Annotated in this window: 22 protein-coding genes; all 22 read right to left on the bottom strand. The window is 62.9% G+C overall.

What is annotated here, in order from left to right; all coding sequences use genetic code 11:
- Positions 1-204: 204 nt before the first annotated feature.
- A complete protein-coding gene (locus tag AC1DIP_RS20555) occupies positions 205-1,032 on the bottom strand; it encodes an ABC transporter ATP-binding protein (RefSeq protein ID WP_477734927.1) in 828 nt (275 codons plus the stop codon).
- The gene (locus AC1DIP_RS20550) at positions 1,029-2,681 is read right to left on the bottom strand and encodes a dipeptide/oligopeptide/nickel ABC transporter permease/ATP-binding protein (protein ID WP_477734926.1); all 1,653 of its coding nucleotides are present in this window, start codon (positions 2,679-2,681) and stop codon (positions 1,029-1,031) included. Before AC1DIP_RS20550 ends, AC1DIP_RS20555 begins: the two co-directional genes overlap by 4 nt.
- A 31-nt stretch (positions 2,682-2,712) precedes the next feature.
- Complete coding sequence (locus AC1DIP_RS20545; RefSeq protein ID WP_477734925.1) at positions 2,713-3,744, bottom strand: ABC transporter permease; 1,032 nt, start codon at positions 3,742-3,744, stop codon at positions 2,713-2,715.
- 10 nt (positions 3,745-3,754) lie between these two features.
- Positions 3,755-5,374, bottom strand: a complete 1,620-nt coding sequence (locus tag AC1DIP_RS20540; RefSeq protein ID WP_477734924.1) for an ABC transporter substrate-binding protein — start codon at positions 5,372-5,374, stop codon at positions 3,755-3,757.
- Positions 5,375-5,795: 421 nt separating this feature from the next.
- Positions 5,796-6,008, bottom strand: coding sequence for a hypothetical protein (locus tag AC1DIP_RS20535; protein WP_477734923.1), 213 nt, complete (start codon positions 6,006-6,008; stop codon positions 5,796-5,798).
- Positions 6,009-6,094: 86 nt separating this feature from the next.
- Positions 6,095-7,570, bottom strand: coding sequence for an amino acid permease (locus tag AC1DIP_RS20530; RefSeq protein WP_477734922.1), 1,476 nt, complete (start codon positions 7,568-7,570; stop codon positions 6,095-6,097).
- Positions 7,571-7,658: 88 nt separating this feature from the next.
- On the bottom strand, positions 7,659-8,849 hold the full coding sequence (locus AC1DIP_RS20525) for an amidohydrolase (RefSeq protein ID WP_477734921.1): 1,191 nt from the start codon (positions 8,847-8,849) through the stop codon (positions 7,659-7,661).
- A complete protein-coding gene (locus tag AC1DIP_RS20520) occupies positions 8,846-10,096 on the bottom strand; it encodes an aminotransferase-like domain-containing protein (RefSeq protein WP_477734920.1) in 1,251 nt (416 codons plus the stop codon). Before AC1DIP_RS20520 ends, AC1DIP_RS20525 begins: the two co-directional genes overlap by 4 nt.
- Positions 10,087-11,460, bottom strand: a complete 1,374-nt coding sequence (locus AC1DIP_RS20515) for an NAD-dependent succinate-semialdehyde dehydrogenase (protein ID WP_477734919.1) — start codon at positions 11,458-11,460, stop codon at positions 10,087-10,089. Before AC1DIP_RS20515 ends, AC1DIP_RS20520 begins: the two co-directional genes overlap by 10 nt.
- A 32-nt stretch (positions 11,461-11,492) precedes the next feature.
- Positions 11,493-13,151 carry a thiamine pyrophosphate-dependent enzyme gene (locus tag AC1DIP_RS20510; RefSeq protein ID WP_477734918.1) on the bottom strand — a complete coding sequence of 553 codons (1,659 nt, stop codon included), beginning with the start codon at positions 13,149-13,151 and terminating at the stop codon, positions 11,493-11,495.
- Between the two features lie 23 nt (positions 13,152-13,174).
- The gene (locus tag AC1DIP_RS20505) at positions 13,175-14,833 is read right to left on the bottom strand and encodes an amidohydrolase (RefSeq protein ID WP_477734917.1); all 1,659 of its coding nucleotides are present in this window, start codon (positions 14,831-14,833) and stop codon (positions 13,175-13,177) included.
- A gap of 90 nt (positions 14,834-14,923) precedes the next feature.
- Positions 14,924-15,889, bottom strand: a complete 966-nt coding sequence (locus tag AC1DIP_RS20500) for a LysR family transcriptional regulator (protein ID WP_477734916.1) — start codon at positions 15,887-15,889, stop codon at positions 14,924-14,926.
- A gap of 147 nt (positions 15,890-16,036) precedes the next feature.
- Positions 16,037-17,194, bottom strand: a complete 1,158-nt coding sequence (locus tag AC1DIP_RS20495; RefSeq protein WP_477734915.1) for a M20 metallopeptidase family protein — start codon at positions 17,192-17,194, stop codon at positions 16,037-16,039.
- An 8-nt stretch (positions 17,195-17,202) separates the two neighbouring features.
- Positions 17,203-18,615 (bottom strand): threonine/serine exporter family protein, encoded by a 1,413-nt coding sequence (locus tag AC1DIP_RS20490; RefSeq protein WP_477734914.1) that lies wholly within the window; start codon positions 18,613-18,615, stop codon positions 17,203-17,205.
- Positions 18,616-18,813: 198 nt separating this feature from the next.
- Positions 18,814-20,160 carry an MFS transporter gene (locus AC1DIP_RS20485; protein ID WP_477734913.1) on the bottom strand — a complete coding sequence of 449 codons (1,347 nt, stop codon included), beginning with the start codon at positions 20,158-20,160 and terminating at the stop codon, positions 18,814-18,816.
- 712 nt (positions 20,161-20,872) lie between these two features.
- Positions 20,873-21,172, bottom strand: a complete 300-nt coding sequence (locus tag AC1DIP_RS20480; RefSeq protein WP_477734912.1) for a DUF4193 domain-containing protein — start codon at positions 21,170-21,172, stop codon at positions 20,873-20,875.
- Positions 21,173-21,476: 304 nt separating this feature from the next.
- Positions 21,477-22,214 (bottom strand): molybdate ABC transporter substrate-binding protein, encoded by a 738-nt coding sequence (locus AC1DIP_RS20475; RefSeq protein WP_477734911.1) that lies wholly within the window; start codon positions 22,212-22,214, stop codon positions 21,477-21,479.
- A gap of 272 nt (positions 22,215-22,486) precedes the next feature.
- Positions 22,487-22,702, bottom strand: coding sequence for a hypothetical protein (locus AC1DIP_RS20470; protein WP_477734910.1), 216 nt, complete (start codon positions 22,700-22,702; stop codon positions 22,487-22,489).
- Positions 22,703-22,955: 253 nt separating this feature from the next.
- A complete protein-coding gene (locus AC1DIP_RS20465) occupies positions 22,956-23,951 on the bottom strand; it encodes a YeiH family protein (protein ID WP_477734934.1) in 996 nt (331 codons plus the stop codon).
- 149 nt (positions 23,952-24,100) lie between these two features.
- On the bottom strand, positions 24,101-24,991 hold the full coding sequence (locus AC1DIP_RS20460; protein WP_477734909.1) for an amidohydrolase family protein: 891 nt from the start codon (positions 24,989-24,991) through the stop codon (positions 24,101-24,103).
- Positions 24,992-25,009: 18 nt separating this feature from the next.
- A complete protein-coding gene (locus AC1DIP_RS20455; protein WP_477734908.1) occupies positions 25,010-25,858 on the bottom strand; it encodes an ABC transporter permease in 849 nt (282 codons plus the stop codon).
- A gap of 28 nt (positions 25,859-25,886) precedes the next feature.
- Complete coding sequence (locus AC1DIP_RS20450) at positions 25,887-26,744, bottom strand: ABC transporter ATP-binding protein (RefSeq protein WP_477734907.1); 858 nt, start codon at positions 26,742-26,744, stop codon at positions 25,887-25,889.
- Positions 26,745-26,747 lie beyond the last annotated feature (3 nt).

Raw genomic sequence — 26,747 nt, 5'->3', positions numbered from 1 at the left:
TCGTTGAGCATCTTCTGGCCCTGCCGGACTTTGGCGATGACCTGCTCGGGGGTGTGTCTGCGTGCCATGATTCGTGAATTTCCTCCTGTGTCCATTCTCGGACACGAAACTCACACAAACACTGGACTACTCTCTGGGGACCCAACCAGCCCGTCGTGACGCAGATTGTCTGCGCCAGGACGGGCCATTGTAGCTGCGCTGCGCTTAGTCGAGGGTGAACCCGGGTGATCCGGGTACGGAGGCGAGGAGTTTCGCAGTGTAGGGGTGTTCCGGGTGGCGATATACGGAATCGATGGGGCCGTGTTCGACTATGCGGCCTTGGTACATGACGATGACCTGGTCGCAGACCTGCTGGACGACGGCGAGGTTGTGGGAGATGAAGAGTATGGCGGAGTCCACGGTGCCGCGCATGTTTTGGAGCAAGGTGATGATGTCTGCCTGGACGGATACATCCAGGGCTGAGGTGATTTCGTCCGCGATGATGAGTTTGGGTTTGAGCATGAGGGCGCGGGCGATGGCGATGCGCTGGCGTTGTCCGCCGGAGAATTCATGCGGGTATTTGTCGGCGGCGGAGGGATCGAGTTTCACCTGTTCCAGTGCGGCTGTGATGACGGCGCGGTGTTGGGCGGGGTTGGCGCCGTTAGGGTCCAGGGCTTCGGCGAGGGTTTGTCCCGTGGTGCGGCGGGGGCTGAGTGAGGAGTAGGGGTCCTGGGGGATGTATTGGACTTCGCGGCGCATTTGTTGGCGGCGTTTGCCGTGGATCTTTGTGAACTCGTCGGTCCCTATGCGCACTTGGCCGCTGGTGGGTTTGTTGATTCCGACCAGGGTTTTGCCGAGGGTGGATTTGCCGGATCCGGATTCGCCGACGAGTCCGACCACTGTGCCGGCAGGGACACTCATGGTGACGTCTTTGAGTACGTGGGCGGCGCCGAAGCTGACGTTGAGGTTGATCACGGACGCGGCCGCCGGCCCGTCCGTGCCGGCGGCTACGGCGCCGGTGCCGTGGATGAGGGCCTGGGGTTGGGCGTTCATGGGCTGATTGCTCCTGTGGTGGAGGCTGCGGGGCCGAGGTCCAGGGTGGGGATCGCGACCAGCAGCGACTTGGTATAAGGGTGGTGGATGTCGCGGGCTGCGAGCTGGGCGGAGGTGAGCCGTTCGACGATCTCCCCGGATTTCATCACCAGAATGGTGTCGCAGAGGGCCTGGACCACGCCCAGGTCATGGGAGATGAACAGCATTGCCGTGCCCTGGTCCCGGTGGATGCGCCGGAACTGCCGCAGGACCTCGGCCTGGACTGTGACGTCCAGGGCGGTGGTTGGCTCGTCGGCGACGATCAGTTTGGGCGAGGTGACGATGGACGCGGCGATCATGGCCCGCTGGCGCATCCCGCCGGAAAGCTCGTGCGGATGCTGCCGGAGGCGGTGGGCTGGTTCGGTGATGTTCACGCTGGCCAGGGCCTCCGTGATCACCTTGCGGGCCTTGGCCCCGCCCATGCCCAGGTGGGTGCGCAGGACCTCGGTCAGTTGGGACCCCATTCGCAGGGACGGGTTGAAGGTGGTGCCCGGGTCCTGGTAGATGATGCTGATTTCCTTGGCAAGGCGGGAGGGGTCGGGCGCGGCGAGCATGTTCATGTCGTCCACCCGCAAGAGGTCCGCTTCGACGGCGAGGTCCTCCGAGGGCAGGCCTGCGATGGCCATTGCCGTGAGGGATTTGCCGGATCCTGATTCACCAACCAGGGCCACGACCTCGCCCGGGTTGATCGCGAAGGACAAGCCTTTGACGAGCTGGTTCCTGCCGGGGATGCTGATGTGCAGGTTCTCAACCCGCACCAGGGCGCTGTCGGTCTCCGGGATGGCGAGGGTGCGGTTGCGGGCCAGGACGCGGCGGAAGAAGCTGCGCTTGGCCCTCGGGTCGGCGTGGGCTGCCAGGGCGTCGCCGATCAGCATGACCGAGAGCCCGGTCAATGCGATCATGACGGACGGACCGACGGCCTCGATCGGCTGGGTGTAGAGCGCGCCGAGGCTGTCATTCAGGAGCCGGCCGAAGTCGTATTCCGGGGACTGGACGCCCAGGCCGATGAAGGACAGTGCAGAAATCTCTACCAGGGACAGGGCAAAGACGGTGGCCGAGAGGATCAGCAACGGCTCGGCCATGTTCGGCAGCATGTGCCGGGCCGCGATCCGGACCGGGCTGACTCCGAGCAGGCGGGCGGTCACAACGTAGTCGCTGTTGGACACCGAGGAGGCCAGGTTGGCGGTGATCCGGGCGAATCCGGGAATCCCTGCGATCCCGATCGCGATGACCGCTGAGGACACCCCGGGTTCCAGCACCGCCGCGATCACGAGGGCAAAGATCAAGGACGGATAGGCGACGGCGGTTTCCAGGACGCGCAGGGCAGCCTCCCGGACCCGCCGGCCCGAGAGCCAGATGGCCAGGCCGATGACCACGCCGGAGATCACCGATATGGCGGCGGCACCAGCGGTCATGAGCAGCGTCAGCCGGGTCGCCACGAGCGCCCGCGCCAGCAGGTCACGGCCGAAGTCATCGGTACCCAGCCAATGCTCAGCACTGGGTCCGAGCGCGGCGTTGGGGGTCAGCTGTTCGGCCCCCTGGCGCAGGGTCAGCGGGGCGATGATGGCAATGAGGATCAGGCCCGTGAGCAAACCGGCGCCGGTGATCATGGCCGGAGTCCAAAACTGCTTACTCGTAAACCTAGACATCACTTGAGGTTCCTCCGAGGTTGCGCGGGTCGATGACGGCCAGGATCAGGTCCACCAGGATGATGATGAGGGTCGCGAGAAGACCCAGGACCAGGATGATGCCCCGGATCACCGGGTAGTCGCGCTGCAGGATGGCGTTGACGATCCCCTGCCCCAGCCCGGGCCAGGCGAAAACGGTTTCGATGACGACGGCCCCGCCAAGTTGCGCGGCCAGGATCAGCCCGGAGAGCGTCAACGTGGTGGTGACCAGGTTCGGCAGGACGTAGCGTGCGTTGGTCCGCAGCGCGCCCAACCGCCAGCCGCGGGCCGTGCGGATGTAGTCCTTGTCCAGGACCACCGCCGTTTCGCGCCGCACGATGCGGGAGATCACGCAGAGCGGGCCGAGCATCAGCGCAGCGGTGGGTAGCACCAGCGAGTCCAGGGTGGCTGCGCCCGCGGCCGGCAGCCAGCGCAGCGTTACGGCAAAGACCACCACGAGCAGCGTCGCGACCACATACTGCGGAATGGAGTAGATGAGGCTGGTCAGAAAGTTGAACGCGTTGTCCAGCCACTTGTTCCGCCCGCCTCGGGTCAGGATCGCCACCGCCATACCTAAAGGCACGGACAAAAGCAGCACCAGGGCAATAGCCAGCAGGGCGATCTCCGCGGTGAACGGGAACCGCGTGAAGATCAAGGTGGTGACGTTCTCCCCCGAGACAAACGAGCTGCCCATGTCGAGTTGAAGGATGCCGGAGACATAGTTCAGGAATTGGGAGGTGAGCGGCAGGTCCAGTCCGAGTTCTGTGCGGACGTTGGCAATTTGTGCCGGATTGGCGCCGTCACCGGCAGCAATCACTGCAGGATCCCCCGGGATCAGCGGAACAATCAGGAATGTCACGATCACAAGGACTACAAAGGAAAGAACCAGCCCCGAGAGGCGACGCACCAGGAACCCGACCCACGGGTGGTGGAGGAAGCGGCCGCCCGCACTCCCGGCGTCAACGCCGGGAGTGCGGGAAGCTTCAACAGCAATCGAAGAAGTCATCGCCGTTCTTTTACTTTGTGATCCGCATGGTGCTCTCGTCCGGCTGGCCATTCATGGTGTGCATGGTGAAGCCGGAGCGGATGGTGATCTGCGAGGGAAGGCTGGCCAGTGGGATGACGTGGGCTTCGCTGATCATGACTTTCTGGGCGTCCTGGTAGGTGGCGCAGCGTTCTGTGGGGTCGGTCTGGGTCATGGCCTTGGCGACCAGGTCCAGGACGGGCTGGTTTTCCAGGCCGCCCCAGTTCAGTCCGCCCTTTTCCACCGGAGTGCCGATGACCGTGGAGAGTGCGCCGAACATGGTGCCGCCTGCGTTGATACCGCCCATGACGGTGAGGTCCCAGGTATCGATTTTTTGGGTCAGGTCCGTGCTCCAGGTGGCGAGGTCCACGTTGCGCAGTTCGATGTCCGCACCGGCGGCCCGGAGGGCTTCGGCGACGTAGGTGTTGGCGGCACCGTTGGGGCCGAAGACCTGGGCGCCGACCATGCGGATCCTAACGCCGGTGAGAGCCTTTTGAGCAGCTCCAGCGTCCGGCTTGATGAGCAGTGAGGTGTCCTTGTTGGAGCACGGTACGCCCGGGTGGGCGAAGGAGGAATAGATTTCGCCGAGACCGCCGGATGCGGCCTGGTTGAACGCGGTCACGTTCAGGGCCTGGGCAACAGCCGTGCGAAGTGTGGGATCGGTGAAGGGGTGGCCGGGACGCTCGTTGAACATCATGTACAGGCTGCCCTGAGGGATGGTCGTGGTGCTGAAGTCTTTGTTGCCGTCGAACCGGGTGCTGTCCTTGCCGCGGATGTTGGCGATGTCCTTCGTTCCGGTCAGGAGCTCGTTGGAGACGGCACTGGCGTTGGCGTTGACGCTGGCTTCGATGGTTTTGGCGGGCGTGCCTTCAATCTTGGTCTCGTAGGCGGGCCACGTCTTGTAGTCATCCCGCAGCGTGAAGGTGTAGCCGACGCCGTGCTGCTTCTTTGTCAGCGTGTAGGGGCCTGAGAACGCGCCGGCAACGTCGCCGGCGGTCAGGGACTTGGGGTCTTTGAGGCCGGCTGGGCAAACAATGCCAGTGGCGTGCAGGCTCATGCCCTGCAGCAGGTCCGTCCACGGCTGGGCGAGTTTGACGGTGACGGTGCCGGCGGTGTCGTCGGCGGTGACGGTGGCGGGGCCGTCACCAAGAACGAGGGGGCGGAAGCTGGACTTGCTGTCCGGGGAGGCGAACACCTTGAGGGATTCCGCCACCACGCCGGCGTTGATGGGGGTACCGTCGGAACAGGTGGCGCCGTCGCGGATGGTGAACGTGCCCTGGGTCGGGGTGATGTCCCACTTGGTGGCCAGATCGGAGACGATCTTGTTGTTCTCGTCACGGCGCACCAGTGTGGAGAACAGGAGGCGGTTTGCCATGTAATCGTCCGCGTTGCGGACCTCGACCGGTGCGAAGGTGGTGGGATCTGCGTTGAACACTGTCCGGATGGTGTCGGTGGATGCTTTCCCTGCAGCAGCGGCGGAGTTGCCGCTTGCGCCGCCGGTGGTGCAGCCCGTGGCGGCGATGGCAACGACCGCGGCTGCGGCGGCCAGAGGGAGGAGCGGGCGCCGGAGGCGCGCCGATGCGCTTGCCGGTACCTGGTGCTTCTGAATCACGAAGGGTCCTTTGCTTGAATCGATGCGGGGACAGGGGCGTGTGGGATAGCTCACGCGAACACCTGTCGATCGAGTATGCGGTGCAGGATCCAGTACGTCTAAGACTCCTTTTGTAGCGTTTCCATGCTTTTGGGGCATAAAGCCGCCAAGTTCTCCGGAGGAGGCGGAGAGAGCGACCGGTCGCTGTCCGGCTGGCTCAGGCGAGGTCTTTGTTACGTGGTTTGCGTCGAAGATCGCCGCGCGCGTCACATTCCCGGCCTTAGCCCAGACGTTAAATGAGTCAGGGCCTCTCCAACCGGCGGCTGCTGAAACTCGCAGACAATGCCGGGATGAAGAGGCCCTGAGACGATGACAAACAGGAAAAGGGGCTGACGTTCCCTGCAGCAGTGGCGCGGCGGGGGGGGGGACGTGGGGTGCCGGGCTAGGGCAGGAGTGAGGGCGCGTAGCCGTCAGCAACGTGGAAAAGGCGCCGCTCACCGGCAGCTGACGTTAGCCAGATGATGTCGCGCTCCTGCGTGACCGCGTCGACGCGTCCGCTGAACTGACGGCGGCCTGCCTCAACGAGCTCAAGCTCCTGGCCAACCTCTATCGCACCCCAAACAATACTGCTGCTCTGGCGTTTGTTGGATTCCATTTCTCTTTCTTTCGGTCGCGTAGCTGCGGCGAGAAGGCCTTCTCGCCGCAGCCTAAGGAACATCCCCAGGGCTGAGTGCCTGATGGCTATGCTCGCAGTGCCTCCGGCCGGCTTGGGGCGTGAGGAACGGAGCGACGGCGGCGGTTGATTTCGTAGCCCACGGTTATGCCGGCCAGCAGGAGGGCCGTGCCCGCCAGGCTCATCCACCAGGAATCGCTGGTGCCGGGAAGCACCATGGAGACGAAAACCGCGCCCAAGGCCAGGATCCCGGCCCATGCGGTCGCGGGTGCACCCGGCATCCGGAACCCCACCGTGGGCAGCCGGCCGCTGTCCTGGTGCTGGCGGAGGCGTATCTGGCAGGCGAAAATGGTGATCCAGAGGACCAGGATGCACACCGCACAGGCTCCGAGGGCCACCTCGAACACCGATACGCCACCAAAGAATGCCGTCATCAGCACCCCCAGGAAATAGAAGCCGGCGATGCCCGACAGGGCTCCAGCCGGGACTCCACGCTTTGTCATTTTGTTCGCGAACGCCGGTGCCTCGCCATTGGCCGCGAGGGTGCGCAGGGCGCGGACGGTGGCATACAGCGTTGCGTTGATCCCGGAGATCGCTGCTGTGAGCACCACGAAGTTCATCACGGAGCCCAGCCAGGGAAGGTTGAACCCTGCCAGGGCGGTGACGAACGGCGACTCAGCCCCGCTGTACTCACTCGTGGGCCGGAGCATGGACAGGACCAATACCGACCCGATGTAGAACACGACGATCCGGAACACGATACTCCTGATGGCCTTGGGCATGACTTTCCTCGGTTCCTTCGCCTCGCCCGCGGCCACCGCCGAGAGTTCCACGCCGGAGTAGGAGAAGACCACGCCCTGGCTGACCAGGGCCACCACCAGCACGCCGTTGGTAAAGAAGCCATCGTTGACGAGATTCGCGACGCTGGCCTCAGAGTCCAGCCCCATGGGTCCGCCGAGGAAGACCAGGAGCAGCCCTGCCCCGATGAACATCAGGATGGCCACGACCTTGATTGAACTGGCGGCGACCTCGATGAAGCCGAACACCCGTGCGGAGAACAGATTGGAGCCCACGATCAGCAGCCAGGCCACCAGCGCCGGGATCCATACGGGCACCTCCGGCCACCAGTACTGGACGTAGATGGCGACGGCGGCAACCTCGACGATCCCCAGCAGCGACCCGAGGATCACCATAATCCAGCCGGTCAGGTGGGCCAGCCGGTCACCGAAGAACTCCCGGGACCAGGACACGAATGATCCGGTGGTGGGACGGTGCATGACCAGTTCACCGATGGCGCGCATCAGCAGGTACGCTACGGCGCCGGTGACCGCGTAGGCCAGCACCAAAGCCGGGCCCGCCGCGTTCAGCCGGGATCCCAGGCCCAGGAAGAGACCGGTGCCGATGGCGCCGCCGATCGAAATCATCTGGATCTGGAAGTTGGACATGGTCTTGCGGTAACCGGCATCTGCCAGTTCGACATAGGGGGCAGGTTCGTCCGCCACCGCCTGCAGGGCCTTGGGAACGGTTCCTTCGGTCAGGTTCATTACGGTAAGTCCTTTTGTGCGGCGTGGGAATTGTGCCACGGCTGGCGTTGGCGGGCGGCGGTGCGGGCGGGGCCGCCAGCGGATCCGTTCAGGGTGCCAACAGTCTGCTGCGGTGTTGCGGATCGGTGGCCAGGTCGATGCAGGTGAAGGCCATGGACAGGGCACCGTCGCGGACCGCCTGGTCGCCCGCCGGTGAGGCTGCATAGTGGGCGAAGGCCTCGTTGTGGATGGATGGGCATCCGTCGCCGAGGCTGATCATGGGGTGGATGGAGGGGAAGGCCTGGGACACGTTGGCCATGTCCGTGGAGCCGCCGCGCCTGTCGGTGCGGCTCATGGCCCGGCCCAGCCGGGCTGCGTTCGTGGTGAAGAGGTCGGCCATGGCCTGGTCGTTGAGCATGTCGGCGTAGGTCCTGCCAATCTGCTCCAGATGCAAGGCGGCCCCGGTGGCCACGGCGCCCGCCCGCAGGCAGCGTTCCAGAATGGCCGTGACCCGCTGGAGTGACACCAGGTCATGGGCACGGACCATCCACTTCCCGGAAGCGGTCTCCGGGATGATGTTGGGAGCGGTGCCGGCCCCGTCCACGCTGCCGTGGATCTGCTGGCCGGGCTCGAGCTGCTGCCGGGCCAGGCCGATGGCGGTCAGCGCCACCGTCAGGGCATCCAGCGCGTTGACGCCTTCCCAAGGGGCGGCCGAGGCATGCGCCGACTTCCCCTCGTACCGGACGGCGAAGCCGGAGCAGGCGTAGGGGTGCATTTCGGACTCATCGACGTTGCCGGGATGGACCATCATGGCGGCGTGGGTGCCGGCGAAGTCCCCTTGTTCCAGCATGACGATCTTGCCGCCGCCGTTTTCCTCGGCCGGTGTGCCCAGCAGGCGGACCGTGACGTCCAGCTGGTCCGCCAGCGGGGCGAGTGCCACGAACGCTCCCAGCGCTGCGGAGGCAATGATGTTGTGCCCGCAGGCGTGGCCGACGCCGGGCAGCGCGTCATATTCGGCGCAGATGGTGAGCACCAGGGCGCCGGTGCCTGCCTCGGCGCGGACCGCCGTCGGAAGTTGCCCCAGCCCGTGGGTGACGCGGGCGTTGGGGACGGCGCGCAGTTCCTCCGCCAGCCAGGCGGAGGCTTTGACCTCTTCCCAGCCGGGTTCGGGATTCTCGTGCAGGCGGTGGCTGAAATCCAGGATCCGGTCGAGGCCGGCGGCCAGGGCGGCCTCGGCCTTGACTTTGACGCCGTCGGCCCCGCCGTCGGCCACCCTTTCAATCATGGCGTCCGCACTCACGCCCGGACTCCGGACGCTGCAGCAGCGGCGGTGAAGACCTCGCCCAGGACGGCGCCGCCGGCCCGGATCTGGTCCAGGGTAGGCAGGCAGAAGGAGAGCCGCAGCTCGTTGTGGCCCTTGCCGTTGGTGTAGAACGCGGTGCCGGGGACGTACACCACGCCGCGCTCAATGCACTCGTAGACCAGAGCCTCGGTGTCGATGCCGTCCGGCACCGTCACCCACAAGTAGAAGCCGCCGGTGGGCAGGTTCCAGCTGGTGCCCTCGGGCATGACCTGCTGGAGGGTTTCCACCAGGACCTCGAACTTCTCCCTGTACAGGCCACGGTACTCGTCCAGCTTGGCCTGCCATGCGGGGTCGTCCAGGTAGCTGCTCAGGAGCATCTGGTTGAACACCGGCGGGTTGAGCATTGTTGTCTCAGAGGTGTTGACGAAGTGCGTGTACAGCGACGCCGGCGGCAGCACCCAGCCCAGCCGCAGCCCCGGGGCGATCATCTTGGAGAAGGACCCGAAGTACATGGTGATGTCCGGGAAGTCCGGCTGGATGGCGGGCATGGTGGCGCCGTCGAAGCCCAGCAGGCCGTAGGGGTTGTCCTCGAAGATCAGCATCCCGTTCGCACGGCAGATCTCCCCCACCCGCCGGCGGCGTTCCATGGAGAGGTTCACGCCGCCCGGGTTTTGGAAGTTGGGGATGGTGTAGAGGCCCTTGGCGGTGCGGCCGGAGGACATCACCGCGGCGATGGCCTTTTCCAGTTCCTCCGGGATGAGACCGTCCGCATCCATGGGGATGTGCACGATCTCCGCCTCGTAGCCGCTGAACACGGCCATGCCGCCGGCGTAGGAGGGGGCCTCGGCGAAGATCACATCGCCGGGGTTGACCAGGATGCGGGCCGCGAGGTCCAGGGCCTGCTGGCTGCCGGCGGTGACCACTACGTCGTCAGTGCCGGCGGTGATGCCTTCCAGCGCCATCAGGGAGACGATGTGTTCGCGCAGCGCGGGCAGGCCCTGGCTGGCACCGTACTGCAGGGCCACCGGGCCGGCCTCAGCCAGGATCTTCTGTGCGGAGGCCGCCATCGCGTCGAACGGCAGGGCGCCCAGGTAGGGGGCACCGTTGGCGAACGAGATCATGCCGGGGCGCTGCGCGGCGCGGAAGACCTTACGCACCTCGGAGGGGCGGGCGGCGCGGACGCGGTCAGCGAGGGCGGCATCGATGATGCCGGCGTTGGTCATGGATTCAGTGGTTACTTGCATGTCTTGACCAGCTTCCGGTTCACGAATTCCTCCATGCCGTACTTGCCCAGCTCACGGCCCACGCCGGAGCGCTTGATGCCGCCGAAGGGCAGTTCCGCGGCGGTGCCGGGGGCGTCGTTGATGTAGACCATGCCGGAGTCCAGTTGCGCTGCGATCTCCTGCGCCTTCACCAGGTCGTCGGACTGCACCACGGCGCCCAGCCCATACACCGAGTTGTTAGCCAGGGCTACAGCTTCAGCTTCAGAGGAGACCTTGTACAGCACCGCTACCGGGCCGAAGAGCTCCTCGGAGAAGGCACGCATGTCCTCGGTGACCCCGGTGAGGATGGTGGGCTGGTACCAGGCCCCGGCCTGCTCCAGGCGGGAACCGCCGGTGAGCACCGTGGCGCCCTTGGCAACGGCGTCGTCCACCAGCGCGGCAACACCGTCGACGGCGGCGGTCGAGGACAGCGGGCCCATGAAGGTGTCCGCCTGGGTGGGGTCGCCCGGGGTGATGCCGGCGATGGCCGCGGTGAACTTTTCGACGAATTCGTCGTGCACGCCCTCGGTGAGGATGATGCGCTTGGCGGAGTTGCAGGCCTGTCCTGCGTTGCCGAAGCGGCCGAACATGGCCTGGGTGACGGCGCGGTCCACATTGGCCGAATCCAGGACCAGGAACGGATCCGAACCGCCCAGTTCCAGTACCACCTTCTTCAGGTTGCGCCCGGCGATTTCGGCGACGGCGGAGCCGGCACGCTCGGAGCCGGTCAACGAGACGCCGGCCACGCGGGGATCGGCGATGATGTCCGCTACCTGCTCATTGGTGGCGAAAATGTTGACGTAGGCGCCCTCGGGTGTGCCGGCGTCGGCAAAGATTTCCGCCATGGCCAGTGCGGATTCCGGGCACTGAGGGGCGTGCTTGAGCAGGATGGTGTTGCCGTTCATGAGGTTGGGTGCGGCGAACCGGGCCACCTGGTAGTACGGGAAGTTCCACGGCATGATGCCCAGCAGCACGCCCAGGCCCTCCTTGCGGACCACGGCGGTGCCGCCGCCGGCAACATGGAGTTCCTCGTCCTGGAGGAATGTGGGGCCGTTCTCGGCGTAGTAGCGGTAGATGGAAGCGACGATGTCCACTTCGATCTGTGCCTGGAAGATGGGTTTTCCCATTTCCCGGGTGACGATCGCGGCGAGCTGGTCGCGGCGTTCCTGGTAGAGGTCGGCCACCCGGTTGAGCCGGCGGAGGCGTTCCTCCACGGGGCTGGTCCGCCAGCTGGTGAAGGCCTTGTCCGCGGCTGCCAGGGCGTCCTGGATCTGTGCGTCGGTGGCGGTGGGGTATTCGGCCACGAGTTCCCCCGTGGCGGGGTTGGTGACAGCGTAGTTGGTCACGGTGGTTCTCCTTGGGTTTCGGGGTGGCCGGGTTAGGGAAGGGCGATGCGCTGGTCGGTGATGACGTGGATGACGGCGGGCCGGCCCTGTTCCTGGACGGCTTTGAGGGCGCGTTCGACGGCGGAGGCGGCCTGGTCATCGGAGGTGACGGTTTCGCCGTGGCCGCCGAAGGCGCGGCCCAGGGCGGCGAAGTCGGGGTTCTCCAGCTGGGTGCCGCTGACGCGGTGCGGGAAGTGGGCTTCCTGGTGTGAGCGGATGGTGCCGTACTGGCCGTTGTCCATGACGATGGCCAGCAGCGGTGCGCCGTACTGGGCGGCGGTGGCCAGTTCCTGGCCGTTCATGAGGAACTCGCCGTCGCCGCAGACCGTCACGATGAGCCGGTCCCGGCTTTCCAGCGATGCGGCGATAGCGGATGGAATGGAGTAGCCCATGGAGCCGTTGCGGGTGCCCAGCTGGGCGGGGAATTCGGTGGTGGGCAGGTAGTTCTGGGCCCAGGCGCAGTGGTTGCCGGCGCCGAAGGTGCTCACGATGTTGTGCGGAATCCGGCGGACCAGTTCGGCGATCACCACGGACATACGTGCGGTGCCCTCGCGGGTGTCCGGCAGGGCCTTGTATTCGGGGATGGTGGCCAGTTTCTCCTGGGCTTTGCGGCCGGCGGCACGCCAGGCGTCCCACTCCTCCGCCCGGCCGAGGTTGATGCCGTCCATTGCCTGGGCGAATGCCACCGGGGAGGCGATGATGTGGCTGGTGACGGCGCCGGAGCGGCCGCGCAGCGAGGTGTCGATGGTGACCAGGATGTTTACGGCGTCGGGTGACTGGCGCAGCGTGAAGCCGTCCGTGGGAACATCCGTGGGGACCGCGCCGATGGCCAGCAGCACGTCCGCTTCTTCGAACATCCGGGCTGCGGCGTCCGTGCGGCCGTAGCCCAGGGAACCGGCGTTCACCGGTGACGTGGAGGGGATGCGGTCCGCGGCGTGCCAGTCCTGGATGACGGGGATGCCGTTGGTTTCGGCGAACCGGGTGATGGCCGCGGCGGCTTCCGGGGTCCAGCGCTGCCCGCCGCTGAAGATCAGCGGCTTGGAGGCCGTGGCGAGGGTTTGCTTGACGTGCTCCAGTTCTTCTGGGGAGATGGCGCCTTCCGCGACGGTGATGGGCTGGTGCAGGCGGCCGGTGAACTGGTGCGTGATGACGTCCTCGGGGAGGCCGACGATGACGGGGCCCGGACGGCCGGACTTGGCGGCGAAGAAGGCTTCGGCAACAAGCTCGGAGGCACGCTCTGCTTCGTCCAGGACGAAGACGCGCTTGGCCTGCGTGCCGAACCAGGCGTTCGGATCGAATTCCTGGAAGGATTCCCGCATCCGGTCGGCGGTGGGGATCAGGCCGACGAACAGCACCATGGGGGTGCCGTCCTGCCAGGCGCTGTGGATGGCTACGAACGCGTTGGCGGCGCCGGGGCCGCGGGTCACCATGGCCACGCCGGGCTCCCCGGTGAACTTGCCGTGGGCTTCGGCCATGTACGCGGCGCCGCCTTCCTGGCGGCACACGATGGTGTCGATGGCTGCGCCGTGCAGGCCGTCCAGGACGGCGAGGTAGCTTTCGCCCGGGACGGCGAAGACGCGTTTGACGCCGTGCAGGGCCAGGGAATCGACGATTGCCTGGCCGGCGTGCGTTGCGGTGGCGGTGTGCTGCATGGGAGGGACTCCTCAGTGGTTCTTTAGCGGGTGGAGTGGACGGGCCGGCCGGCAACAACGGTGCCGGTGACCTTCACATCGCGGATGTTCCGGGCGTCCACCCGGTAGAGGTCCTCGGACAGGGTGACGAAGTCCGCCAGCATGCCGTGGGAAAGAGTGCCTTTGTACTGTTCCTCGTGGACGGCGTAGGCGCTGCCCACAGTGTAGGCGCGCACTGCCTGTGCCACCGTGATCCGTTCTTCGGGGCCGAAGTCGGCGCCGGATGCGGTCCGGCGGTTGACGAGGTCGTGGATGTTCAGGATGGGGCTGGCATCCACTACCGGGGCGTCGGTGCTGGCGGGGATTTCCATCCCGGCGTCCAGCAGGCCCTTGACCCGGTAGATGGAGGGGACCCGGTCCTGGCCCACGGCGCGGATCACGCCGTCGCCGAGTTCGGAGATGAACCGTCCCTGCGGAACCCCGATCAGGCCCAGGGAGACGGCGCGTTTCAGCTGGAGGTCGCTGGCGGTGCTGAGGTGTTCGATCCGGTGCCGGGCGTTCGGGCGGGGATGGTCGCGCTGGGCGTCCTCGAGGATGTCCATGGCCACGTCCAGGGCGGCGTCGCCGATGGCGTGCACGGCGACCTGCCAGCCGGAGCGGTGCGCCCCGGTGAGCCAGCGGCGCAGGTTCTCTGCCGGGAACTGGAGCATGCCGCGGTTGGAGACACCTGCGGCAGCGTCGGCAGAGTAGTCGCAGCACATGAAGGCACTGCGGCCGATCATGGAGCCGTCGGACAGGATCTTGACGGGGCCGATCCGCAGCCACTCGTCACCCAGCCCCGTGCGCAGGCCCAGGTCGAGGCCAAAGGGTGCGTGGGCGTCGTCGTCCGCACTGCCTGACAGGGAATGCAGGGTGGTGAGGTACGGCATGACGGTGGCGCGGACGCCCAGCCGGCCGGTATCGCGGGCCAGCTGGTAGCCGGCCAGGTCCACGGCGCTGTGCCCGATGTGCGCGGGGGCGCCAAGGCCGGGTTCGGTGATGCTGGTGATGCCCAGGTCAAGGGCCAGCCGGCTGCCGGCATCCACCATGGCGGCAACATCCTTGGCGGTCTTGCCGGGTATGGCGCTGGTGACCAGCGCGCGGGCCGTCTCCTGCAGCAGCCCCACGGCGGTGCCGTCGGCGTCTTTGGCCACTGCGCCGCCGTCGGGCACGGGAATGTTGCGCCGGCCCGGGAACCCGGCAACCTCGAACGCGGCGGTGTTGGCCACGCCCATGTGGCGGGAATTGTGCAGCAGCCAGACGGGGTGCCCGTTGCTGACGCGGTCCAGCATCTCCGCGGTGGGGTGGACGTCGCCCAGGTAGTTCTGGTCGTAGCCTGCGCCGATCACCCAGGCGCCATGAGGCGCAGTCCGGCAGGCTTTCCCGACGGCGGCCAGCACCTCATCCATCGTGGCCACCGCGGCGGGACGCAAGTCCACCTGCAGCTGGGCCTCGCCCAGGTAGGACAGGTGCAGGTGCGCGTCGTTGAAACCGGGCACCACGGCGGCACCCCCAAGGTCATGGACCTCACGAAAGACGCTGGCCGGCAGTTCATCATCAAGACTGATGATCCTGCCGCCATGCACGCCGAGGCTGCGGACGCGGGGACGGCGGGGATCCTGGGTGTAAACCTCACCGTTTGTGTAGAGCGCGTCAAAGAGCACTTTGCCTCCTGGTCTTGATGTGGCGGACGTCTCGTTCGTCCCTCAAGTAGACCGGAGGATGATCATGCTGTCTAATGCATTAAAAGTGTCTTAACCATAACTATGCGGCATGCTGGTAGTTCCCCAAGCGGCAATCGGGGGCAGCGTGGCGCCTTGACTGTCCAGGAACTCCCGCAGGCGTTCAGCCAGGCCGCGGATAACACCAGCCGCGAAGTGGCTGGGAAGCCAGGCCACGTGCAGGGGCAGCTGGAGCACACCGCTTGCCGACGCCGCACCCTTATCCCCTGCACCGTTGCCGGTTCGGATCCGCATCGGATACGCCCCGTAATGCGGGAGGTCCGTGGTCACCCCTATACCCCGGCCCGCTGCGGCAAGCGCCTGGATGGACAGCCCGTCCTCACACTCATGAATGCTGGAGGGCTTAAGTCTTTGCTGACTCAAGGCATCGTCGAGCATGTAGCGGCTCACGCTGGCATGGGAAGGGAGGATCAGGGGCCCGGCGCTCAGCTCTTCAAGGGTGACTTCAGCCCTGCCTTCCGCCGCCCAGGGGTGCTCTGCCCCGACATAGGCTTTGAGCGGAATACTGCCCAGATCCAGCGTTTCGAGGTCCGGCCTCTGTGTCGTTGGCGAGACGATGAAGTCTGCTCCGTGCAGGAGGGTGTCATGGATTCCGAAGTGGGTGGTCTCGCGGGCGAGGAGCAGGGGGTCCTCCCTGGTCGTGGTGGAGATAAAGGGCGCCAGGAATCCGCGGATTGAAGCTGTGGTGGCCGCCACGGTTAATGTCGACACTTCGCCGGTACGGAGCGCAACAACAGCTTCCTCCGTGGCACGCGTTTCCTGGATCAGCCGGCGGGCCAGCTTAACGAAAGCGTGCGCAGCCTGCGTCAGCACGAGGCGATTGCCGCGCGTCTCGAACAGAGGCATTTTGATCTCCCGCTCAAGCGTCCGCAGCTGCCGGCTCAGCGCCGGCTGCGCGATCCTCAGCTCCTCCGCAGCAGCTGTCACGGTGCCGGCATCCACCACAGCAAGGAAATATTCGAGTCGTCGATAATTCATGCCTCTAAGCATGCTGTGAAAGCATAAAAAAGGCGATATCAAGTCAACCGAAGTATGGATTGTCTGCAATTTGGATGCCTTAGAGATGCCGACTGGGCAGGACCAAAACGGGGCCCGCCCAGGGCCGGGTTAGCGCGCCCCGGGTCGTCAAATGTCAGAGGAAAGGTAATCGAGGGCGATCTGCACTTCAGCCCTCACGCCCGCCTCCAGGGCCGCCTCGTCGATGTCGAACTTTCGATGATGATTCTGATACGGGTACCCCTGCGACTCATCTCCGCCGCCAAGGAAAATGAAGCATCCCGGTATCTTGTTCGAGTAGGCGGAAAAGTCCTCGCTTGCACTCGTCGCCGGACCCCATCCAACATCACCCCGGCTCAGTACCTTTGAAGCGGCCGCGAAGGCCACCTGTGCGCACGCCTCATTATTAATCACGGCACCAAAGCCCTCCTGCCACTCCACACTGGATGAGGCTCGGTGCGCTGCGCCGATACCGGCAACGATCTCTTCCACCCGCTGCTTGACGTATTCACGATCACCAGCATCGGAAGTACGCACGGAAACACCAAGCCGGGCCGTGTCCGGAATGACATTCGGGGCCTCCCCGGCCTGAAAAGTGCCCACCGTTGCGACGGCGAAGTGGTCGGGAGCGATTGATCGGGAAACAACAGTCTGCAGTCCCAGCACTATCTCCGCTCCCACCACAACTGGATCTATCCCATGCTGGGGCATCGAACCGTGGGATCCTCTGCCCTGGATGGTGATGTAGGCGCCATCCACGGCAGTGGAGGCGCGCCCGTGGGGGATGACAATCGTGCCAGCCCTTTGGTTCATGATGTGGAGGCCGAAAATCGCGTCCACATCGTCGAGGATCCCGGCCGCTACCAGCTCTTTAGCCCCTCCCGGCGGTTGTTCCTCGGCGTGCTGGAAGATGAATTTCACGACGCCGCGAAGCTGCGCCCTCATCCCGGTCAGGGCCTTCGCTGCGCCCAGCAGCATCGCGGTGTGGGCGTCGTGCCCGCAGGCATGCATCACGCCGGGCTTTTGCGATGCGAACGCCAGGCCTGTCTCTTCGGTCAGGGGCAGGGCGTCCATGTCGGCGCGGAGCGCGACAGTGCGGCCGGGAGATGACCCGCGGAGGATTCCCAGCACGCTGGTTTCGGTCGGCTGGGTGACTTCAAGACCGAAACTCACGAGCGCGTCTCTCACCAGGTCCGAAGTCCGCGTCTCGTGGAACGAAAGCTCCGGGTTCGCGTGTATATCCCGCCGCCAAGCAATCACTGAGTCAGTATCGACGTCAATGTTCATTGTTCTCCTCAATTCCCGTTGTCGCGGGTGAACCTTCCGTTCCAGGATTTCGCGCGCAGCCACCTGATACGAGCTGGAGGATTTGATTCCCGTCTGCTCTTTCGAGTGGGGCTTGCGAAGAGCGGTACGAAAGCTCGGCCTGCGACGACACGGAGCGCACGCCAAACAATTACTCCGCAATACTCGCCAAAGGAGGTGCCGGCTGCCAGCGCCAAAGCCGTTTCAACCGCCGCAACAAGAGAGGATCCGGGTTCCGGCCCCTGGCCGCTCAACTCGAGGAGGCCTTGATACAGCTGCAGTCCGGGAAGCATTGGAAGAATGGCGCATGTGGCCACAGCAGTCGTAGGAAGCCGGAGACGGTTCGTCACCGCAACCGCGATCAGGCCAGCCAGGAATGCGGCCCCTGCCGCACCCCATATCGCCCCCGCAATCGGAATGACAAGGTTGAAGGTCGCGTAGGAAAGCGCCGCCAACAACGCCGTCGGTACGAACGCAAGCGGCGGTGTTTGGCTGGCGATGCCGAAACCCAGAGCCACAAGTGCTGCTGCGGCCAGGACGACAGGCAAAGGGAAGGTGCCGATGCCGACGTTCTGGCTGATTGAGAGTGGCAGGCCGAGCAAATGGACCACGAGAAGTCCGAGCTGTACGCCGGCAACGAGCCCGGCCGTGTTGGTGACACCTTCGAAAATCCTACCGGCGGCATTGATATACCAGCCGGTGATGGCATCCTGAACGGCCCCCGTGGACGTCATGCCGGCCAAGGCAACGATGATGACGGCCACGACGACGACAGCAGGCGACGTTTCGGGGGCGAGTGCTTGGAGTACCGCAGCTACTGCAACCGCCAGGACTCCGACGACCGCCTGGACAAAGAATGAAGGCCAGCCGCGACGGAACAGGACACTGAACAGCCAGTCAACGACGAGGTTAACTAAAAAAGCTGCTATCGCCACGATCGGGCCTCCACCGAAAAGCACCGACGCCATCGAGCCCGCAGCCCCTGTGGCAAGACGAGTCGCCCACCAAGGATAACGACCGCGGCGTTGCTCCAGCACCCGTACCGATCTTGAAGCCTCGTAAGGCCGCACCTGTCCGGTGCGTACCCCGTCCACAAGTTCCATCACCGACGTGAGCCTGCCGTAGTCGAAAACACGTGCAGGCACAGGACGGATCGCAAAATAGGTCCGCCCCTCCGAATCAATCCAGTAGATTGTGACATCGGAGTAGCCGGCCGATGTGGTCGCCGTTGCCAAGCCCCCGGCCTCGGTTATCCGTGCAGCCGCCTCCGCCGCCTCACTCGCCGCAGCCCCGCTCGAAAGGAGGACAGCCGCCGTGGCCGCGGCCGCCTCCAGGACACCGGAGGGGTCGGAATCACCAAAAGAACCGGACAAGGCTTGCGGGTCTTCAGCGATATTCGGCATGACCACTTCCTACGCCCTCCCTCTTCCCTCAGGCAAGCATCCACGAAGTTCCCTTGGAAGTGCTGCCCCTTCAGGTCTTGGCTTTCATGGCACGGAACCACTAAAGAAGAGGGAGCAGGACCCGCGCTCACCATCGGCATGTACTGCCGGAAACGTCGGTCCATGATCAGCAGCAGGGGCGGCGCTATGTCGCGTCTTCTAGGTCCCCGGGACTTGGGTGGGAACCTGTCGTTCACCGGCGTTGGTCTTCAGGGAAGCCTCCCTTTTCAGGGTGCGTAGCACCACGGCCGTCGAGACCACGGAGACCAGAGCAATCAGGGCAAGGAAGGTTGCCGGGCCCCACGAAAGGTTGTTTGTTGCGGCCAGGATGCCGGTGGCGATGAGTGGAGTAAATCCGGCGATGATGCCGGCAATGTTCGCGGAAAGGGCCATCGAGCTGTACAGGATCTTCGCCGGGAAGTAGTCACGGAACATCGCTCCGATCGGGGCATAAGGAATCGTGCCCAGGCCAAACGCCAGAAGCATCGCGACCATAATCAAGCCCGGGTCCCTCGTGTCGACAAGCCAGAAGATAGGAAATGCGAGCACGAGCGTCACAATGTAACCGATCAGAACTGTCTTGGCTGCTCCGATACGGTCAGCCACCTTACCGGCTACAAGGAGAACAACGCCCTGGGCGACGGCGCCAAGCACCGACGCATTCAGGATGACCGAGGCCGGCAGCTTCAGAACGAGCGTGACGTAACTGATCATGAAAGTAGTGATGACGCCGAAACCGGCCGTTGAGTAGAGGTAAGCACCCACACCCACCAGGAGCTTGCCGGGATGGTTACGGAACAGTTCACGAAGCGGAGACTGTGCTGTCTCCCCCGAAGCTTCCAGCGCCTTGAACTCGCGGGTCTCGGGGAGGTACCACCGTGCCCACAGTGCTGCACCAACCAAGAGAACCGAGGCAAGGTACGGAAGCCGCCAGCCCCACTCCATGAACTCCGCCTTGGGAAGCAGAGAGACAATGGCAATTGCGCCGCTGCTCAGCAGGGTCCCGGCCGGTGAACCGAGCTGCACGAGGGCAGCGTACAGGCCTCGTTTATGAGTGGGAGCATTTTCGACAGCCATTGCTGTGGCGCCTCCCCATTCCCCACCAGCGGCAATGCCCTGGGCGAAGCGAAGGATGACGAGCAGTACCGGGGCAATGACGCCTGCGGTGGCAAAGGTCGGAAGAACACCGATAAGGGCTGTTGCGGCTCCCATAAGCATGACAGTCACAACAAGCGCGCCTTTTCGACCCAATTTGTCACCGAAATGCCCGAAGACCATGGCACCCAAAGGCCGCGCGACGAAACCCACGGCCATGGCCGCAAAACTACCTAGCAGCGAGGCGGTGGGACTCGATGAAGGGAAGAACAGAGGACCGAAGACGATTGCCGCCGTCGTTCCGAAAAGGAAGAAGTCGTACCATTCCAGAGCAGTGCCGACAAAGGCACCAATAACGGAGCGGCGCGCATCCCGGTCCTGATTGGCGGTTGTGGGGGGTGAAGCGCTCATTGCGAACCTCGTCCTTGAAGTGATGGATTGCAATCCATTGTGAGACTCAGAACACATATCCACAAAGACCATAAAACGATGCAAAGCATGCCGAATCGGCATAAGCGACGGTCTCGAGTAATCCACTCCCCTGCTTCAGTAGACGTTGAGCCCGCTATGTGAGACCGAGATGGAAGGCTGCTTGCTACGCGTCGTCCCGACAGAGGCATATACACCCCAGCCTGACGTAAACGGTCTCGCAAAGGAGGATTTACCTGCCGGTGGGGCTTCGGTCTTGTTCGCAGACACCTGTCGAGCAGCAAGAGGGGACTTCCTCAGCTCCTGCCGCACGCGAGCCTCATCGAGTCCCGATTCTTTGGCCTATTTCGATGATTCTCGGGCTACCGCACCTCGGTTTTCTGTCAGGGTGGGATTTGAGAACATCATGAGCGGCTGTCAATAGAACGAAAATTCCGCCCTATTCTGACGCCGCGCCGATCGTTGCTCCTTTGGCCTTCCTTTGGCTTGGCCGGACTCGTGACTATAACGGGCACAAAAAAGCCCCCGGACCGTGGTCCGGGGCTTTGGGGCCGACTTTCGCTCGATCATGACGCTGAGATCCAGATGGATGTCAACAGTGGAGAGACGGTCCTGGAGGAAGCGTGCACAGGTAAATTCTTCTTCGTGGATGCTGCCCCAGACAGGCTCCGGGACAGCCGGCCAATAGCGGGGCTTAGCCCTCACATTCGACACAGTAGGCATGGCCGTCATTCTCCCGGGCCTTCTGCGAACGGTGGCGGACCAGGAAACACGAGTAACAGGTGAACTCATCATCAGCCTGCGGAATGACCTGCACAACGAGCTCTTCGGCAATGAACTCGCCGCCAGGGGTGAGGCCGTCGAGGGTGTCAGCCTCGTCGAGCTCCTGAACCACAGACTTCGCATCCGGTGCTTTGGCGGACTTCAGGGCCTCCAGCGAATTTTCCTGGGACTCCTTAACGTCGGTGCGCAGTTCGTCGTAATCAGTTGCCACAGCGGTGCATCTCTTCTCTGTTGGGGTGGGTTACCGGTCCTGCAACGTACAGGACATGGGAAGAATTCCCCAAAATAGCCGTACTGTTCCTCCCCCCTCCCCCTCCCCCAATAATCGGGAAGAGGAGAGGCCTCTGCACACGCCCGCGCGACGTCCTAGACGGCCGACTTGGCCGAGAGAGGCAAGTTAACGGAATCGCCATTATCGGCAATCCAAAACCCGTGGCAGAGGAGGGGCCGCATTTCAGTCAGATTGTCCTATCGAGGACGACTGTCGCAGGCAGGGAAATCAGGGCCTTCGGACGTCAGGACCCCAAGGTCAGGCCGCTACTGGTTTTGCGAAGGATCGTGGGCTCCATGCCAGCGAGGCGAAAGGCGTTTTGGGCATGTTGGCTGGTGAAGTATGCTACGAGAGTTTGGGACTGTCGGCTAGCCCCCGCTGCTTTACCTAGGACGGCGGCGAACTCGGTAATTTGCTGGACTTCATCGGGCAGCGGCCCGACTATTTTGACGCCGGGAACGCAGCGGTGTTCGCTCATCAGCTGAACCGCAATGTCAGCCCTTCCATCAAGGACTGCTCCGGCGGCAAATCCAGAGTCGACGATTGTGGCACGGGAACTTACGCGCTCGGAAATACCTAATCTTTCAAGTAAGCCCGCAAAGTACACGCCGCTTGCACCGGCACGTGAATAGGCTACCGACCGGGCAGCGGTCAGTGCGGTTATGAGCTTGTCTACTGTTGTGATGTCAGGCTCTGGCCCTCCCGCGGTAGCGATTCCTATCCCTACTCGGGCGACCGATGTGCAGGACGACAGATCGATTAGTCCCGATTCAGCCAGCTGAGGGAGCTGACTCGCTTGACCAACAAAGACGTCGGGCCATGCACCGGCCGTGAAACGTTCAAGCAGGGCATTCGTGGATTCATACGTAGCGTCAACAGAAATACCGGTTATTTCAGTGAAGTCTTTGTAAAGGATTTCAACCAAGGCCTTCTTCAACGCAATGCTGCTGAAAAGTGAGACAGGCCGCGGAAATGCTGTCATATATACTCCAATGGTCAACGGAAACGCCAGAGCAAGGCCGTGCCGAGAGCTGGTCCTAATGGCGAGGCTCTAGATGTTGATTTTCTGCTACAGCCTGGGCGGGACCCTCGCTTCTCGTCCCGGGTCTGGGTGTTTGCGTTCAGAGGGGGACGTTCGTCCCCCTCGTGTAGATATAGCGGTCGGGCATCCGCACTTCCACAAGATTAACAACCACCAACGGGGATGGGATAGGGCGCGCCCCGGAGCTGCTCTTGGCTAAAACACTTCAGGGTCTAGTTCCGGCGAGCGTGATCGCGCTCCTGTATTTGTCCGAACGGAACGTCGGGTGAAAGAGCCACGGAGAAACGGTCAAAACTGTCGCGAGTCACAAGAATTCCCCGGGCCTTGTCACTGCAGCTTTCTACAGCGGTCTTCACTGCCGCATTCAGCTTCTCGTGCAATTCGGCTTTGCTCTCGACGCGGAGTTGGGCAATCGTCTGGATCTTCATTTCTTCCTCTCGGTACGAATCTGAGGTCCTGCTGAGGTGCAGGCAAGACGCTGGTGAATCCCCGGGTGATGCCGCTAGAGCTCCACTGTTGAGGGGCCCGAAAATTGCGTCGTTCGCGGACGGCTCTGCGAAGGAAGGGACCGCCGCACCCCGCGGTCGGTAAGGCGTCAGGGCGTGAAGATGGTTCCTGCGGATCAGGTTTCGCTACGTCTGCGCGGTGTGAAGAGGCCGTTACGTCAGGCCGCCGCACTGTCTACAGCAGAGGAATTAATGCGACTGCTCCAAGCCCTAGGCTGCCGATGAATAGCCATGACAATAGCGCGACCAGGACCATGCGTCCCCCAGAAGCCACCAGTTCTGTCACCTTGACCGCGCTGCCGAGCCCAAATAGGGCCATTCCGATCAAGATATCTTGCGTGTGGGCGGCCATTTCAAGCAAGGGTGGGTTGGTCCAGCCAACGGATCGCATCGTTATCATCAGAAGGAATCCGACGATAAAGAGTGGGAGGATCGCAGGAAATTTCGCGCTGCCTCGTCTCCATGTGTCTTTATGTATAAGGACTGCGCCGGCGACCATGGGAGTAAGAAGAAGGACTCTGGTCAGTTTGATGACTACAGCGGCTCCAAGGGCGGCGGTTCCGGCGGTTTGGGCAGTCGCGACGACCTGACCGACATCGTGGACGGAGAGGCCCACCCATTGCCCGAAGGCGACCGAAGAAAGCGATAACGGTTGCATGAGTAGAGGGAGGAGCCCGATTGCTGCTGTGCCGCATAGGGTGACCATGGCGATGGGAAGAACGGTCTCCTCGGTCTTCGAACGGCGAGCGGCTGCCATGGCACCAATTGCGGATGCACCACAGATAGAAAAGCCAGAGGCAAGCAGCAGGGGGATATCGCCTGGGAGTCGGAAAGCTCTTGCAATAAGGAGTATTCCTGTAAAGGACAGGCAGACGACAGCCGCAACAAGTGCAAAGGTCGACCAGCCCAAAGCAAGTATGTCGACAATACTTAGCTTGAGCCCCAGCAAAACGATTCCTGCCCGCATGAAGCGCTTACTAGCCAGCACTAGCCCTGGTCGCAGGCGCCCTGAGATCTGATTTGAGATACCCGGAACGTTTGCGGAGATGATTCCGAGAATGACTGTCCAAGTGAGGACGGGAATGGCCGGCAGAACCTTGCTGAGCAGACTGGCCAAAAGTACAGCCAATGCGCTAACAAGTACGCCCGGACTCCGAGATATTAACCACATTCGTAGTCGGAGCATGACTCGTTCGGGGGGGTGGCTTTCGCTTAGGTCCACCTCGCGGGTGTCTGTCACTGGATTGTTCCTTGGGGAGGTCGTGTTTGGGACTTCTGACCAGAGCTCAGTTCAGAGTTGGTTCTGAACTGAGCTCTGATTCAGTCCAAGCGGTAGGTCTTGCGGGCAACTCCAGAGAAGATTTCTTCGATTTCTGAAGTGGAGAGAAAATCAAGCCCTGAGAGGTATGAGCTGACCAAGTCATCGAACGTGATTTTCAACTTGTCAACGGGGAAATTGGAGCCGAACAAGCATCTGTCGGGACCAAAAATGGAAACGACGTAGTTGAGCGTCGAGCTCAGAATCTCGTCATCCCAATCGGCCATAAGCATTCCCATGCCACTCAATTTCATGGAGATGTTCGGTTGCCGGGCAAGTTCAGGGAGCCCTGCACGCCAGAGTTCCATTGATTCTACATCGTTGAAAATTGGCATTCCGCAATGATCAACGATGAGGGTAAGAGTGGGGCAACTACGAGCTAGTTGGACTATTTGCGGGATCTGGTGAGGATATATCTGGACATCAAACGTGAGGTTGTGGCTGCCGAGAAATTCAATGTTCTTCCACCACCGAGGCTCGCTTAGGTAATCACGTGGAGCACGATTGAGGGCTGGGTCGGGGTGACGGTTGAGCACTTGCCTAAAGCCTCGCAATGAGGGATAACTCAGGTGTGCCAGCATCTTTGTTGGTGCATCGTCGGCGCTTAGATCCACGTAGGCAACAACGGCGCTCGGAACCGGATGGTCGGCGGCGAGGGCTTGTATCCAGGCCGTCTCGTTCAGGGCCTCGTGTGGGTGGCACCCCGCTTGGACATGAACAGAGGCGGCTATGTTGGCGTTTTTTGCATCGGCCAGGTAGTCATCCAGCAGGTAGTCATGCCGGAGTGCTGACCAGTCACCCCAACCGCGGTCCTCATACGGTGGCTCTTGAAGCCAGGGGTAGCGGATTTGTCTGAAGTCCCAAAGATGGTGATGTGAGTCGATCAGCATCATGAGGTGCTGCTTCGGTAGTTACTTGACACGGTTCATCGACCTGACCCACAGGGCCACTACACCACTCAGTAGGAGTGCTATCAGGGCCGAAATAAGCAGGACCGCAAATGCTTTGTCCATTTGGATATTGGATGTTGCTAGGACGAGCACTTGCCCGAGGCCTTCGTATGAAGCGACCATTTCCGTGACGATGACGCCTAGAACTGCGTAGACCGCACTGAGTTGGAGCCCTGCTGCAATAATTGGCAGAGAGGCCGGGACGTCGACTTTCGTGAATCTCTGCCAACGGTTCATAGCCAGTGAATCCGAGAGGTTCCGGATGTCAGCAGGCACTGCAGCGAACCCGGAGATGGTGTTGAGCATCATGATGAACATGACGATGCTGGCGGCCGTAATGACTTTTGCGGTACCGCCTAGCCCAAACCAAACCAAGAATACGGGCGCTAGGGCAGGCCGTGGGAGGGCATTTAGCAGCGTTAGATACGGTCGGAGCGCACGTTCAAGTGTTGGGAAGCTGGAGAACACGACACCGAGCGTCACGCCCACTACCGACCCGACGATGAGCCCCCAGGTCGCTGCCGAAAGAGTAGCCCAAATGTGGCCGTAGATTTCTCCTGTTTGGAGGTAATTAATCAAGGCAACGATGATTTTGGATGGTTTGCTAACAATCTGTTCCGAGGCAAATCCACCATCCACAAGAATTTCCCAGAAAAGGAGGACAGCAGGCAGTGCGACGAGCCTGATTGTCCAGGCCATTATGACTCTATTCCTGGCGTCCCTTCTGATATCTCGAATGGTTTCCCGTGCCACGGCGTCTGCATTCGACGGTGTCGCTGCAGGCCCTTCGCTCTTTTCAAGTATTTCCATGAGATTTCACCACGAAAATAGGCTGCGCCTACTTTTGTATGCGGCGTTCCTCCTCATTCAGCAGGTCGGTCAGGTGATGGTGATACTCCATGAAGGCCGGAGCCTCAAAGTCCTTCTGCAGCTGCCTCGGCCTGGGGAGTTCGATCTTGACATCTTCAAGGACCCGGCCGGGTCGTCCACTGACGACTACAACCCGGTCCCCTAGCCGGATCGCCTCTGTCATGTCGTGGGTGATAAAGACAATGGTGGCGCGTTGGTCTTCCCAAAGCCGCGTGAACTGTGCCTGCTGCTTGGCACGCGTCTGTGCATCCAAGGCTGCGAAAGGCTCATCCATGAGGATCAACCGAGGAGTCTGCGCTAGCGTGCGGGCGATAGCTACCCTCTGGCGCATGCCTTGGGAGAGCTTCTGGATCGAAGAATCCTCGTAGCCAGCCAGGCCTACATTGTCCACCCACTGTCGTGCGCGTTCTCGTCGTTCCTTCTTCGGAACTCCACGTATCTCCATACCGAGCTCGACATTTCCCAGGACGGTGCGCCAGGGCATGAGAGCGTCGCGGGCGAACATGTAGGCAACGTCGTCCCGGGGACTTGAGACGGGGGTGCCATCGATAAGCACCTTGCCCACCCCGGGCTGGAGAAGCCCGGCGAGCATGCTGAGGATCGTAGTCTTCCCGGACCCTGATGGCCCAACGATACTGACGAACTCCCCAGGCTGAATGGAAAGGTTGTAGTCCCAAACAGCGATGACGGGCTTGCGCCCATGGGCAAAGACGTGGCCAACGGATTCGATACTGACAAGCGCACCGGATTCAGTTCGCTGTTGTCCGCTGCTCCCGCTCCCGGAACTTCGGAGGGCCGTGCCCCCTGTAGGATCTGCTATACGCATGAG

It is taken from the genome of Pseudarthrobacter sp. 05T312 (genome assembly GCF_056396685.1).
Note: the sequence above shows the minus strand (reverse complement) of the source record. Positions and strands in the feature narration are given on the sequence as shown.

Coding starts and splice junctions, on each gene's coding strand:
- AC1DIP_RS20555 (WP_477734927.1), bottom strand. CDS start 1,032: ATGAACGCCCAACCCCAGGCCCTCATCCACGGCACCGGCGCCGTAGCC.
- AC1DIP_RS20550 (WP_477734926.1), bottom strand. CDS start 2,681: ATGATCACCGGCGCCGGTTTGCTCACGGGCCTGATCCTCATTGCCATC.
- AC1DIP_RS20545 (WP_477734925.1), bottom strand. CDS start 3,744: ATGACTTCTTCGATTGCTGTTGAAGCTTCCCGCACTCCCGGCGTTGAC.
- AC1DIP_RS20535 (WP_477734923.1), bottom strand. CDS start 6,008: ATGGAATCCAACAAACGCCAGAGCAGCAGTATTGTTTGGGGTGCGATA.
- AC1DIP_RS20530 (WP_477734922.1), bottom strand. CDS start 7,570: ATGAACCTGACCGAAGGAACCGTTCCCAAGGCCCTGCAGGCGGTGGCG.
- AC1DIP_RS20520 (WP_477734920.1), bottom strand. CDS start 10,096: ATGCAAGTAACCACTGAATCCATGACCAACGCCGGCATCATCGATGCC.
- AC1DIP_RS20510 (WP_477734918.1), bottom strand. CDS start 13,151: ATGCAGCACACCGCCACCGCAACGCACGCCGGCCAGGCAATCGTCGAT.
- AC1DIP_RS20500 (WP_477734916.1), bottom strand. CDS start 15,889: ATGAATTATCGACGACTCGAATATTTCCTTGCTGTGGTGGATGCCGGC.
- AC1DIP_RS20495 (WP_477734915.1), bottom strand. CDS start 17,194: ATGAACATTGACGTCGATACTGACTCAGTGATTGCTTGGCGGCGGGAT.
- AC1DIP_RS20490 (WP_477734914.1), bottom strand. CDS start 18,615: ATGCCGAATATCGCTGAAGACCCGCAAGCCTTGTCCGGTTCTTTTGGT.
- AC1DIP_RS20485 (WP_477734913.1), bottom strand. CDS start 20,160: ATGAGCGCTTCACCCCCCACAACCGCCAATCAGGACCGGGATGCGCGC.
- AC1DIP_RS20475 (WP_477734911.1), bottom strand. CDS start 22,214: ATGACAGCATTTCCGCGGCCTGTCTCACTTTTCAGCAGCATTGCGTTG.
- AC1DIP_RS20470 (WP_477734910.1), bottom strand. CDS start 22,702: ATGAAGATCCAGACGATTGCCCAACTCCGCGTCGAGAGCAAAGCCGAA.
- AC1DIP_RS20465 (WP_477734934.1), bottom strand. CDS start 23,951: ATGTGGTTAATATCTCGGAGTCCGGGCGTACTTGTTAGCGCATTGGCT.
- AC1DIP_RS20460 (WP_477734909.1), bottom strand. CDS start 24,991: ATGATGCTGATCGACTCACATCACCATCTTTGGGACTTCAGACAAATC.
- AC1DIP_RS20455 (WP_477734908.1), bottom strand. CDS start 25,858: ATGGAAATACTTGAAAAGAGCGAAGGGCCTGCAGCGACACCGTCGAAT.
- AC1DIP_RS20450 (WP_477734907.1), bottom strand. CDS start 26,744: ATGCGTATAGCAGATCCTACAGGGGGCACGGCCCTCCGAAGTTCCGGG.